This window comes from Streptomyces vulcanius (assembly GCF_042653945.1).
Classification (GTDB): domain Bacteria; phylum Actinomycetota; class Actinomycetes; order Streptomycetales; family Streptomycetaceae; genus Streptomyces; species Streptomyces mangrovi.
The window spans coordinates 108,523-120,312 of sequence record NZ_JBHSFK010000012.1 but is presented as its reverse complement, the minus strand read 5'-3'; the positions used below and the strand labels follow the sequence as shown (position 1 = coordinate 120,312).

Below are 11,790 nucleotides of genomic sequence, written 5' to 3'. Positions count from 1 at the left end.
CGGCCCAGCGAGCATGGCGATATGTCCTCACTCAGGGTGTCCACGCCCTGGTTCGACTAGACCGGCGGTGAGAGTTCCTGGCTCCCGGGGATTGCTACCCCGGTCACAGTGGCGGGACCGCGCCGGATTCACACCGGCTTCCTCTCCTGCCGCCGTACATGGCTCCGGCAGTCCACCACGGGCCCGGAAGACCCGTCAACTTGCCGTTGACCTGCACGGGGAGAGTGTGCAGAACCCCACATCGCCGGTACGCCGGGCTCGTCCCGGCCACCGACTCGGGGCGAATCCCCTTGGGCAGGTGGTGCTGCTGGAGGTGTTCGGCGACGGCTCCGCGGGCGTCCAGCGTGTGTCGCGGGGCGGCGGCGGGCTCGCGGGGGCGGCGGAGACACTCCACGCCCGGGTCCGGCACCGTCGAGTCCGGCATCGCCCCTCGGCGCGGAGGCGGGCGTCGTCGTGGCCACGGCGCGGCTGCGGGGTGGAGCGCGAGGTGCCGGGCGGACGGGGAGGTGGCCGTGAGTCAGTGTTGACGACGGCATCGTGCTCTGGGACCTGACGTCGGCTCCCCCCCCTGCTGAGACAGGGGAGGGCCGCCCACGGGAGACGGTCAGACCACGATGAGTGAGATGCCGTACGCCACCGCCGCAGCGCAGGCGGCGAAGCAGGCGTAGGCGCCGGTCAGGGCGAGCGCGGCGGAGTCGCCCTGTTCCGCGGCGCGTTCGCGGCGGGACAGGCCCATGACGCCGAGGGTGAACAGGGCCACCAGGCCCACCGTGACCACGAGGCTGACGCCGAAGACGGAGCCCAGGGCCGCCCAGTCGATCTTCATGCTGGTTCTCTTCCTTCGTGTCCTTGGTACCGGGGGGCTCAGACGGCCGGGGCGGTGGGCTCGGTGGTCGCGGCGGTGGCGGCCGGGGCCGGGGCCGGAATGGTCGCCTTCAGGTCGTCGGTGACGAGAGCGATGGCCGGTTCCTCGGTCGCGTTGACGTTCGTCGCGTCGACGACCTCGCGCCGCGAGACCTTCCAGATCGCCGCGCTGGAGGCAACGAGGAAGAAGGCCACGACCGCCGTGCCCCAGTCGCCCAGGTCCGTCACGGACTCGGCGAGCGCGCCCACCAGGGCCGCCGCCGGGAGCGTCAGGCCCCAGGCCACGAACATCCGGGTCGCCGTCGACCAGCGGACCACACCGCCCTTGCGGCCGAGGCCCGCGCCCATCACCGCGCCGGAGACCGAGTGCGTGGTGGAGAGGGAGAAACCGAGGTGGGAGGAGGCGAGGATGACCGTCGCCGCGCTGGTCTGGGCGGCGAAGCCCTGCTGCGGCCGGAGATCGGTCAGGCCCTTGCCCATGGTGCGGATGATGCGCCAGCCGCCGAGGTAGGTGCCGAGCGCGATGGCCAGGCCCGCGGAGAGGATGACCCAGACCGGCGGGTCGGAGTCGGGGGCCACGGCGCCGCCGGCGACCAGGGCGAGGGTGATGATGCCCATCGTCTTCTGCGCGTCGTTCGTGCCGTGCGCGAGGGAGACCAGCCCGGCCGAGGCGATCTGCCCGGCCCGGTAACCCTTTTCGGCGGCCTTTCCGTCGGCCTTCCGGCCGAGGGTGTAGGAGAGCCGGGTCGCGAGCATCGCCGCGGCTCCGGCGACGATCGGCGCGGCGATCGCCGGGATCAGGACCTTGGTGACCAGCACGTCGCCGTGCACCGCACCCGAGCCCGCAGAGGCGATGGTGGCGCCGATCAGACCGCCCATCAGGGCGTGCGAGGAGCTGGAGGGCAGGCCCACCAGCCAGGTCAGAAGGTTCCACAGGATCGCGCCGACCAGTGCGGCGAAGATGACCTCGGGCCGGATGCCGCTCTCGTCGACCAGCCCCTTGGAGATCGTGTTGGCGACCTCCACGGAGAGGAAGGCGCCCACCAGGTTGAGCACGGCGGACATGGCCACCGCCACCTTGGGCTTGAGCGCACCGGTCGAGATGGTCGTGGCCATCGCGTTGGCGGTGTCGTGGAAACCGTTCGTGAAATCGAACGCAAGTGCGGTGACGACCACAATCGCGAGGATCAGCGAGAAGCTTTCCATTTACCCAGTCATTCTTTTGACGTTACTGGCCAGTTGAAGGTAAGTAACCTGAATGAACGGAAGGTGAACTCAAGAGGTCTCTGGGGTGTCCGTGGCGTCTGGATCGGTGGCGAACCGAGTCAGCCGGGACGGCGAGCCGTTGAAGACGTTCTGATCCCCCGGAAGGCGGCCCCGGTCGGCGTACTGCCAGAAGGTCCACGACGACCAGCCGCCCGGCAGCGTCCCCGCGTCCGCCGACCCGTACCGGGCGATCCACAGTGCGTGGTCCGCGGCGAAGGCACCGCTGCCGCCCGTGCACGTGTTCCACCAGTGGGTGGTCGTGTAGATCACCGGCCGGCGGCCGGTCAGCCGGAGCACCTCGTCGCTGAACGCCCGGACCCAGGCGACCGTCCGCGCCGCGTTCAGGCCGTAGCAGGGGCGCCGCGCGTCGTAGGGGTTGTACTCCATGTCCAGCGCGGGCGGCAGCGTCCGCCCGTCGGCCCGCCAGCCGCCCCCGTTGCGTACGAAGTACGCGGCCTGGGCCCTGCCCGGACTCCGGTCCGGCCGCGCGAAGTGGTACGCCCCCCGCAGCAGTCCGGCACTCGCGGCCCCGTCGTACTGCGCCGCGAAGTACGGGTTGCGGTAGCCGGTCGACTCGGTCGCCTTGACGTAGACGAAGCGCGCGCCGGCGTTCCTCGCCCCCGCCCAGTCGACGGTCCGCTGATGGGACGCGACGTCGTGCCCCCTGGGCAACTCCGCCGCCGAGGCGGGCGGGCCGCCGACGGCGACGAGTGCGGCGACGGAAGCGGCGGCCAGGATGCGGACGCGGGCCATGGTTGTTCCCCCGGGGTGGTGGCAGGCGCGAATGTCAGCCAGAGGCTAGGAGGAGAAGTCGCCCAGCCTGGCAGGATCGCGGCATGAATGGTCAGCAACGCGCCTGGGAGGCGCTCGTGGCGACGGCCCGCCGTACGGTCACCGACGGACTCGTCGTCGGCACCTCGGGCAACGTCTCGGTACGCGTCGGCGACACCGTGCTGGTCACCCCGTCAGGCGTGCCGTACGACCGGCTCACTCCGGCGGACGCCACCGGCGTCGACCTCACGACCGGCCGACAGGTCCTCGGCGGCCTCACCCCGACGAGTGAGCTGCCCATGCATCTCGCCGTGTACCGCGCCACCGACGCCGGGGCCGTCGTCCACACCCACGCCGTGCACGCCACCGCCGTCTCGGTCCTCGTCGACGAACTCCCCACCGTCCACTACATGGCGGGCGCGCTGGGCGGCCCCGTCCGGGTCGCCCCCTACGCCCTGTACGGCACCGAGGAACTGGCCCGGAACACCCTCCGCGCCCTGGCCGACCGCACCGGCTGCCTCCTGCGCAACCACGGCACCCTCACCTACGGCACCACCCTCGACGAGGCATACGACCGCACGGCCCAGCTGGAGTGGATGTGCCGGCTCTGGCTGACGGCGTCCTCGGTACCCGGCCTGAAACCCGCCCTCCTGACGGAGGAACAGGTGGCGGAGGCGGGGGAGCGCCTGAGGGACTACGGCCGGCACCGCTGAGCCATCGGCTCCTTTCTCCGCCGCGACGGCGGTCAGCCGCGACGGCGGTCAGCCGCGACGGCGCACACCGTCGGTGCCGAACTCCCGGCAACCCCACCACCCCCCGGGCCCCCGCCCGTCACCCCAACCCCCGCCCCACTGGCCATGAGGATGAATGGCCAGGACACTGGACGCGTGCGCACTGTCACCGCGACGGCCGCCGCCGTCACCGCAGCCCTGGCCGCCGGCGCCGCCAGTGTCGCCGCCGGCCGGTTCGCCAGCGACGCCGCGCTGAAGGCGCCGCCCGGCCGCCCCCTGCCCACCGAACCCCGGCTCACCGTGCACGGCACGGCCGCCGGCCAGGTCACCCTCACCCGGGACCTGGCCGCCCTGCGCCCCGGCACCTACGGCCTGGCCGGCGACGGCTCGCACGCGGTCGTCGGCCCCGTGCTGACCGGCGCCTCCCAGTCCGCCGACACCGTCGTACGCCGCCTCGAACGCGTCACGCACGGCACCCTCGAAGCCGGCGACGCGGTGTGGCTCACCCCGAACCTGTACGTCGGCAACCCGAGCGCCGCCCTCGGTCTCGAACACGCCGACGTCGACGTGCCCGGCGAGCTCGGCCCGCTGCCCGCCTGGTTCGTGCCCGGAGCCCGCCGCACCTGGGTGATCGCGGCGCACGGGCTCGGCACCACCCGCGAGCACGCCCTGAACCTCCTGGGCTTCCTGCACGAGCGCCGCTTCCCGGTGCTCGCCCTCGCCTACCGAGGCGACCTCGGCGCGCCCCGCCCCCCTGACGGCCTGAACCACCTCGGCGCGACCGAGTGGCGGGACGTGGACGCGGCGATGCGCTACGCCGTCCGCTACGGCGCCGAACGCGTCATCCTGCTCGGCTGGTCCACCGGCGCCACCATGGCGCTGCGCGCCGCCGCCCACTCCGGGGTGCGCGACCTGGTCTCCGGGCTCGTCCTGGACTCCCCGGTGCTCAGCTGGCAGGCCACGCTGCGCGCCCTCGCCGCCGCCCGGCACACCCCCGGCGTCCTGCTGCCGCTCGCCGTCCGCGCCGCGCAGGGCCGCACCGGACTGCACGGCGGTGACGGCGTCCACGCCGACGAGGCCGCCGATCCGGCCCGGCTGACCGTGCCGGCGCTGGTCGTCCACGGCCCCGACGACACCGTGGCGCCCTGGGCCGCCTCCCGTCGCCTCGCCGCCGCCCGCCCCGACCTCGTCGCCCTGCACACCGTCGAGCGGGCCCCGCACGGCGCCATGTGGAACGCCGACCCGGAAGGCTACGAGGAGGCCCTGCGCCGATTCCTCACCCCGCTCAGCTGAACTCCCGCCGCAGCGGTCCCGGAAGTTCCGTTTAACCCCGTACCACTGGCCTGAACCCGCCTCCTCGCGTCTCTCCGCACCCCCTGCCTTGGCCAGTCCCGTAGCCCGCCGTGACATTCCGTTTGGGTTTTCGGACCGTCAACCGGAAGACTGCACCCGTGACGTCCCGTATCCCGCGCGACTCCAGGCTTCGACTCGTCCGCCCGCGACCCCTGGCCGCCGCCCCCACAGCTGTGAACCAGCGGCGCCCGCGCCGCCCCGCGCCCCGCCCTCCGGAGGGCACCCCGGCACCGGCGGAGCTGGCCAGAATGGCACGCTCAGGACTGGCCGCGGCGGCTCGCGTCGCCCGCTGGGCCGACAGCGTCCTCGGACCCGGCGGCGACGCCGCGACCGCCGACGGCACAGCCGTCCTCGCCGACCCGACCGCCGAACGCGCGGGCCGCGATCTGGGCCTGACCCCGGATCAGGTCCGCCACGACTGGGACACCGCCCGGCTGGCCGGTCTCGTCGAGGTGCACGGCGACAGCGCGCGCCCCGGCTGGCGACTGCGCGCCTGGGACCGCGACGACAGCGCCGTACTGCGCGGCTGGGTCGCCCTCTTCGACGCCTGGTCCCTCGCCACCCCGGAACCCGCGGGGGAGGAGGCGGCGACCGTCGCCGAGGTCGTCTCGGCCATGCCGCAGGTGCTCTCCTTCCTCCAGCTGTCCGCCGGGCCCGTCCCCGTGGACCAGCTCCTGGACCTGCTGCGCCAGCGCGTCACCGAACTGCGCACCGAGCGCTGCGAGGTCCCCTACGCCGCCGGGAAGGGCCCCACGGCCGCCGAGCCCGCCGCCGACGCCGACCCGGCGGAGCCGGCCCACGACGCCGAGCTCGCCCCCCTCCTCGACTGGGCCCTGCGCGCCCTCGCCGCCGTGGGCGCCCTCACCTGCGGCGACGGCCATGCCACCCTCACCCCGCTGGGCAACTGGGCGGTCTGGGTCAAGCTGGAGCAGATCTGCGTCGCCGCGCAGAGCCCGGCCGGCAACATCGAGCAGGCCGCCGAGGACATGCTGCGCGGCTGCGCCCAGCTCCGCCCCAACGCCGCCCGCGCCGAGTACCGCGCCTGGCTCGCCGCCCGCACCGTCGGCGGCGCCGTCACCGAACTCCTCGTCGCCTCCCGCGGCGAGGACGCCCTGCTGCGCGGCCTCGCCTTCGAGGCGCTGCGTGTCGTGGGGGCCCCCGCCGAGCCCGACGTACGCGCGGTCGTCGACGAGCCCGCCCTCAGGCCGTACGCCCTGCTGTGGCTGGCCGAGCACGACGGCGTCGACCCCGAGGACGCGCACGAGGTGCTCACCCGCGAGGAGGCCACCTGGCTGTGGGTCGACACCGCCGCGGCCGTCGCCGACCACGGCGAGGCCCCGATGCTCGTACGCCACCTGGAGTCCGCGCTCCAGCCGACCGTGCCCGCGCTCCTGGACGAGGTACGGGCCGTCGGACACCCGCGCACCGTGCAGGTGCTGGTGGCGCTCGCCGCCGCGCACCCCGACCCGGCGCTGGCCAAGGCCGTCCGCCGGGCCGCCTTCCAGGTGCACACCGGCGGCAGCTGAGTTACCGAAGAGGCGCTCAGCCCTGGATGTCCGGGGCGTACGTGCCGAAGCTCCAGATGTTGCCCTCGGCGTCCCGGGCCATGTAGTCCCGGGAGCCGTAGTCCTGGTCCGTCGGGGGCATCAGGATCTCCGCGCCGTGCTCCACGGCCCGCCGGTGGTGTGCGTCGACGTCGTCCACCACGACGTACACCCCCGTGGTGCCCCCCTCGCCCATCGCCTTGTCGAAGACACCGCCGCGGCCCTTCGAGCCCAGCATCACAGCGCCGTTGCCCTGCACCAGCTCGGCGTGCATCACCGAGCCGTCCTCGCCCTCGTACACCGAGAGCTCGGTGAATCCGAAGGCTTCCGTGAGCTGGCGGATCGCTGCTTTCGCGTCGGTGTAGAGCAGCGTCGGGTAGACGCTCGGACGCGCGCCGTTCGTGCCTGCCATGCCGATCACTCCCTCTGTGCGCAGGAAAAGCGCTTGCATGAGCCCGTTAGACTTACCGCTATGGCCATTCTCCTCGCGCATTAGACGGCGGGAACGTCATCAGCCGCCCCTTCCGCCACCGACCCCGCACAGGAGTCTGACCGTGATCTCCGCTTCCGGCATCGAGCTGCGCGCCGGTGCCCGCATCCTCATCGAGAACGCCTCCTTCCGTGTCGCCAAGGGCGACCGCATCGGCCTGGTCGGGCGCAACGGCGCCGGCAAGACCACCCTCACCAAGGTCCTGGCCGGCGAGGGCGTCCCGGCCGGCGGACAGGTCACCCGCTCCGGCGAGGTCGGCTACCTCCCGCAGGACCCCCGCACCGGCGACCTCGACGTCCTCGCCCGCGACCGCATCCTCTCCGCGCGCGGTCTCGACGTCCTCATCCGCAAGATGCGCGAGAACGAACAGCGGATCGCGGTCGGCCAGGGCGCCACCCGCGAGAAGGCCATGAGGCAGTACGAGCGCCAGGAGACGGAGTTCCTCACCAAGGGCGGGTACTCCGCCGAGGCCGAGGCCTCCACGATCGCCGCCGCGCTCAACCTGCCCGACCGGGTGCTCGGCCAGCCCCTGCACACGCTCTCCGGCGGTCAGCGCCGCCGGGTCGAACTGGCCCGCATCCTGTTCTCGGACGCCGACACGCTCCTCCTCGACGAGCCGACGAACCACCTGGACGCCGACTCGATCGTCTGGCTGCGCGACTACCTCAAGACCTACCGCGGCGGCTTCATCGTCATCAGCCATGACGTCGACCTGGTCGAGACGGTCGTCAACAAGGTGTTCTACCTGGACGCCAACCGCTCCCAGATCGACGTCTACAACATGGGCTGGAAGCTCTACCAGCAGCAGCGCGAGGCCGACGAGAAGCGCCGCAAGCGCGAGCGGCAGAACGCCGAGAAGAAGGCCGCCGCACTGCACTCCCAGGCCGACAAGATGCGCGCCAAGGCCACCAAGACCGTCGCCGCGCAGAACATGGCCAAGCGCGCCGACCGGCTGCTCGCCGGGCTCGAGGCCGTCCGCGTCTCCGACAAGGTCGCCAAGCTCCGCTTCCCGGAGCCCGCGGCCTGCGGCAAGACGCCGCTGATGGCCGAGGGCCTGTCGAAGTCGTACGGCTCGCTGGAGATCTTCACCGATGTCGACCTCGCCATCGACAAGGGCTCCCGGGTCGTCATCCTGGGCCTGAACGGCGCCGGCAAGACCACCCTGCTGCGGCTGCTCGGCGGCGTGGAGACGCCCGACACCGGCGAGGTCCGCCCCGGTCACGGCCTCAAGCTCGGCTACTACGCCCAGGAGCACGAGACCCTCGACCCGGAGCGCAGCGTCCTGGAGAACATGCGCTCGGCCGCCCCCGACCTGGACCTCGTCGAGGTCCGTAAGGTGCTCGGCTCGTTCCTGTTCTCCGGCGACGACGTGGACAAGCCGGCCGCCGTCCTCTCCGGCGGCGAGAAGACCCGGCTGGCCCTCGCCACCCTGGTGGTCTCGTCCGCGAACGTCCTCCTCCTCGACGAGCCCACCAACAACCTCGACCCGGCCAGCCGTGAGGAGATCCTCGGCGCGCTGCGTACCTACAAGGGCGCGGTCGTCCTCGTCACCCACGACGAGGGCGCGGTGGAGGCGCTCCAGCCCGAGCGGATCATCCTGCTGCCCGACGGCGTCGAGGACCTGTGGGGCTCGGACTACGCGGACCTCGTCGCGCTCGCCTGACGCGCATCGCTTGATGCGCATCGCCTGATCGGCTTCGCTTGATCATCGGTAATGGATCATTCGGCCCATCGGTGATCCATCATCTGTGTGAGATCTCCTCGTATCGAGGTGTGTCCTACATCCATTTCCCTGCCGATCCCTCCATCACCGAGGGGTCGGCTCTTTCACGTCTCTGACCTGGTACTTCACGCAACAACCCGTTCGGCCCCACGAACACCATCGGGTGGAATCACAGATTCCGATTGTGTGGACGCACTCCTGTCGTCAAAACCCTCTCGCACGGACCTTGCCGAATGGGTGGCCAACCAGGCCCGGAGGGGTGATCATGAGGAGACCAGAGCGCACTTCCCATGAGGAGGCACGGGTGGCCGAGACTCTGAAGAAGGGCAGCCGGGTAACCGGCGCCGCGCGCGACAAGCTCGCGGCAGACCTGAAGAAGAAGTACGACTCCGGTGCGAGCATCCGGGCGCTGGCCGAGGAGACCGGCCGCTCGTATGGCTTCGTACACCGGATGCTCAGCGAGTCGGGTGTCACGCTTCGTGGGCGTGGCGGCGCGACGCGAGGCAAGAAGGCCGCCTCGTCCTGACCCGGGCGGCCCACCGGCTTCGATGGTGGCCACCCGGTCGGTCTTCCGATCGGCCGGGTGGTTACTGTGCAGTCACTTAGCATCGCTCTGTTGACCGCACGCATCGGAGGCGCCCCATGGCCACGCCCGCCAAGGAACTCGTTCCCCTGCTCGACAAGGACGGCGTACGGCTCACCGTCGAGGACGCGCTCGCGACGGTGACGCTGACCAACCCGGCCAAGCGCAATGCGCAGAGCCCCGCCCTGTGGCGGGCGCTCGCCGAGGCCGGGCGGCTGCTGCCGGGCACCGTCCGTCTGGTCGTGCTGCGCGGCGAGGGCAAGTCCTTCTCCGCCGGCCTCGACCGGCAGATGTTCACGCCCGAGGGGATCGAGGGCGAACCTTCCTTCATCGAACTCGCGCGCAGTGGCGACGCCGAACTAGACGCCGCCATCGCCGGGTTCCAGGAGGGCTTCACCTGGTGGCGACGGAGCGACGTCGTGTCCATCGCCGCCGTCCAGGGCCATGCCATCGGCGCGGGCTTCCAGCTGGCGCTCGCCTGTGACCTGCGCGTCGTCGCCAACGACGTGCAGTTCGCCATGCGCGAGACCAGCCTCGGCCTGGTCCCCGACCTCACCGGCACGCACCCCCTCGTCTCGCTCGTCGGCTACGGCCGCGCGGCCGAGATCTGCCTGACCGGCCGGTTCGTGGGCGCCGAGGAGGCGGTGACGGCCGGTCTGGCCAACATCGCCGTTCCGACGGCCGACCTCGACGCGGCGACCCACGACCTCGCCACGGCGATCCTCGACGCGCCCCGCGAGTCCGTCATCGAAACCAAGGCGCTCCTCCGCGGCGCCGCCGACCGCACCTACGACGCCCAGCGCACCGCCGAACGCGCCGCCCAGTCCCGCCGCCTACGCGACCTGGCCGGCCTCGGCGAGTAACCCTCGCCACCCGGCCCAACCAGCACACCACCCTCGCCGACCGCCCGGGCAACTCGTCGCCACGCGCGCGTGGTGACGAAGCGAGTGGCACCCTCGGGGCCCGGGCCGCTCGCGGCGAGTGCCCCTCAGCGCACGGCTGTGACCAGTACGGCGACCGTCGGGCGGTCCGGCAGCGACTTCGTCACCGCCGCGCGGACCTCCCGGGCCACGTCCAGTGCCCGGTGGTCCGGGTGTACGGCGATCTCCACGCGCGCGTGCCGACGGGGCAGCGCGGCGCCGTCCTCGGCGTGGTCCTCCAGCCGTACGGCCCGCCCGAGCACCCTGGTCGTCCCCACCACCCCTGGCACGGCCCGCGCGGCTTCGGCCACCCGCACCTCGGCACCGGCGAGCGCCGGCCCAACGCCGGCTGCGGGCCCGGCGGTGGCCGCAGGGCCGGTGGCCGGTGGGGGTGCGGTCGGCGGCGACACCGGTGGGCTTACGACCTCCGGCAGGTATACGGCCTCCGGCTTCCCCCCGCTCTCGCCCGCGTGCCCGCCGCCGCCCGTGCCCCCGCTCTCGCCCGCGTGCCCGCCGCCGTCCTCGCCCGCGCCCCCGGCGGAGCCGTCGGTATCCGCAGCGTCCAGCAGGGCCGTCACCCGTAGGTCCACCTCCGTCACCGCCAGGCCCAGTCGCCGCGCCGCTGCCGTCGCCAGGGCCTCGCGTACGCGGGCCGCCGCTGTCGGCAGGGGCTCGGCCGAGGACGCCGCGAAGTCCGCCGTCACCCGGAGCGGCCCCGGCGGCAGGGCGCTCGGCGGTGGCGGTACGGCGGCCCCGTGGGCATCCGCCGCGTACTCCGGATACACGGGGCCCACCCGCAGCGCCCCCAGTCGTACCCCGGGCAGTTCGCTCACCGCCTCCCGCAGGGCGTCCCGCGCCGCCTCCTCCGTGATCCACGCGCCGTCCCGCGCCCCGCCCAGCGGGAGCAGCCGGCCAATGCCCAGCTGATGCCGTACCACACTCGTCCACCCGTCCATTCCTCCAGCCTGCCGCATCCCTGGGGCGCGACGGGGCAACCGCGCTTACGGTGGTCGAAGGGACGACGACCGAAAAGGACGTACGGCCATGACTGAGGCAACACAGCAGAACCGGACGCAGACCACGGAAGGCGGTCCGGAGTCCGTGTCGACCCGCAAGGGCACCCGGCGCGGCGGCGGGGATCCGTCGACCAGAGGGCGGACCACCATCGCCGACGGCGTAGTGGAGAAGATCGCGGGCCTCGCCGCCCGGGACGTCCTCGGCGTCCACGCCATGGGCAGCGGCATCAGCCGCACCTTCGGCGCCGTACGGGACCGGGTGCCCGGCGGGTCCAAGTCGGTCACGCGCGGTGTGAAGGCCGAGGTCGGCGAGGTGCAGACCGCGCTCGACCTGGAGATCGTCGTCGACTACGGCGTGTCCATCTCGGACGTGGCGCGGGACGTACGCGAGAACGTCGTCGCGGCCGTGGAGCGGATGACGGGCCTCGAGGTCGTCGAGGTCAACATCGCGGTGAGCGATGTGAAACTGCCCGACGAAGAGGAAGACGAGCCGGAACCCCGGATCCAGTGACATGTCCGCCCGACGACG

Annotated in this window: 12 protein-coding genes and 1 riboswitch; of the genes, 7 read left to right on the top strand and 5 right to left on the bottom strand. The window is 72.7% G+C overall.

The features are described 5' to 3' along the window. Positions 1–52 precede the first annotated feature (52 nt). Positions 53–192: riboswitch (cobalamin riboswitch) on the bottom strand. A gap of 412 nt (positions 193–604) precedes the next feature. The 3 genes from ACFPIH_RS20105 to ACFPIH_RS20095 form a co-directional block, all read right to left on the bottom strand. Next, the gene (locus ACFPIH_RS20105) at positions 605–826 is read right to left on the bottom strand and encodes a hypothetical protein (RefSeq protein WP_381173646.1); all 222 of its coding nucleotides are present in this window, start codon (positions 824–826) and stop codon (positions 605–607) included. 38 nt (positions 827–864) lie between these two features. Beyond that, positions 865–2,070, bottom strand: coding sequence for an inorganic phosphate transporter (locus tag ACFPIH_RS20100; RefSeq protein WP_381173648.1), 1,206 nt, complete (start codon positions 2,068–2,070; stop codon positions 865–867). 69 nt (positions 2,071–2,139) lie between these two features. Further along, entirely contained in the window at positions 2,140–2,883 is a 744-nt protein-coding gene (locus tag ACFPIH_RS20095) for a lysozyme (RefSeq protein ID WP_381173650.1), read from the bottom strand. An 83-nt stretch (positions 2,884–2,966) separates the two neighbouring features. On the opposite strand from ACFPIH_RS20095, the gene ACFPIH_RS20090 reads away from it, so the two are divergent. From ACFPIH_RS20090 to ACFPIH_RS20080, 3 genes are all read left to right on the top strand, one after another. Beyond that, positions 2,967–3,614 carry a class II aldolase/adducin family protein gene (locus ACFPIH_RS20090; RefSeq protein WP_381173652.1) on the top strand — a complete coding sequence of 216 codons (648 nt, stop codon included), beginning with the start codon at positions 2,967–2,969 and terminating at the stop codon, positions 3,612–3,614. Between the two features lie 174 nt (positions 3,615–3,788). Beyond that, positions 3,789–4,925: an alpha/beta hydrolase gene (locus ACFPIH_RS20085; RefSeq protein ID WP_381173654.1), complete on the top strand. Its 1,137-nt coding sequence runs from the start codon at positions 3,789–3,791 to the stop codon at positions 4,923–4,925. 158 nt (positions 4,926–5,083) lie between these two features. Beyond that, entirely contained in the window at positions 5,084–6,511 is a 1,428-nt protein-coding gene (locus ACFPIH_RS20080; protein ID WP_381173656.1) for a hypothetical protein, read from the top strand. 16 nt (positions 6,512–6,527) lie between these two features. Here ACFPIH_RS20080 and ACFPIH_RS20075 read toward each other — a convergent pair whose 3' ends face one another. Further along, positions 6,528–6,941 carry a VOC family protein gene (locus ACFPIH_RS20075; protein WP_381173658.1) on the bottom strand — a complete coding sequence of 138 codons (414 nt, stop codon included), beginning with the start codon at positions 6,939–6,941 and terminating at the stop codon, positions 6,528–6,530. A 142-nt stretch (positions 6,942–7,083) separates the two neighbouring features. Here ACFPIH_RS20075 and ACFPIH_RS20070 point away from each other — a divergent pair, with 142 nt between their 5' ends. The 3 genes from ACFPIH_RS20070 to ACFPIH_RS20060 all read left to right on the top strand — a co-directional run bounded on the left by ACFPIH_RS20070 (position 7,084) and on the right by ACFPIH_RS20060 (position 10,188). After that, complete coding sequence (locus ACFPIH_RS20070) at positions 7,084–8,682, top strand: ABC-F family ATP-binding cassette domain-containing protein (RefSeq protein ID WP_381173660.1); 1,599 nt, start codon at positions 7,084–7,086, stop codon at positions 8,680–8,682. A 364-nt stretch (positions 8,683–9,046) separates the two neighbouring features. Beyond that, on the top strand, positions 9,047–9,268 hold the full coding sequence (locus tag ACFPIH_RS20065) for a helix-turn-helix domain-containing protein (protein WP_004002281.1): 222 nt from the start codon (positions 9,047–9,049) through the stop codon (positions 9,266–9,268). A gap of 116 nt (positions 9,269–9,384) precedes the next feature. Beyond that, the gene (locus tag ACFPIH_RS20060; protein WP_381173662.1) at positions 9,385–10,188 is read left to right on the top strand and encodes an enoyl-CoA hydratase/isomerase family protein; all 804 of its coding nucleotides are present in this window, start codon (positions 9,385–9,387) and stop codon (positions 10,186–10,188) included. 125 nt (positions 10,189–10,313) lie between these two features. Here the strand turns inward: ACFPIH_RS20060 and ACFPIH_RS20055 are convergent, their stop codons facing one another. Beyond that, positions 10,314–11,201: a nucleopolyhedrovirus P10 family protein gene (locus tag ACFPIH_RS20055; protein WP_381173664.1), complete on the bottom strand. Its 888-nt coding sequence runs from the start codon at positions 11,199–11,201 to the stop codon at positions 10,314–10,316. 88 nt (positions 11,202–11,289) lie between these two features. Here ACFPIH_RS20055 and ACFPIH_RS20050 point away from each other — a divergent pair, with 88 nt between their 5' ends. Continuing rightward, positions 11,290–11,772 (top strand): Asp23/Gls24 family envelope stress response protein, encoded by a 483-nt coding sequence (locus ACFPIH_RS20050; protein WP_381173666.1) that lies wholly within the window; start codon positions 11,290–11,292, stop codon positions 11,770–11,772. The last annotated feature ends 18 nt before the right edge of the window (positions 11,773–11,790 follow it).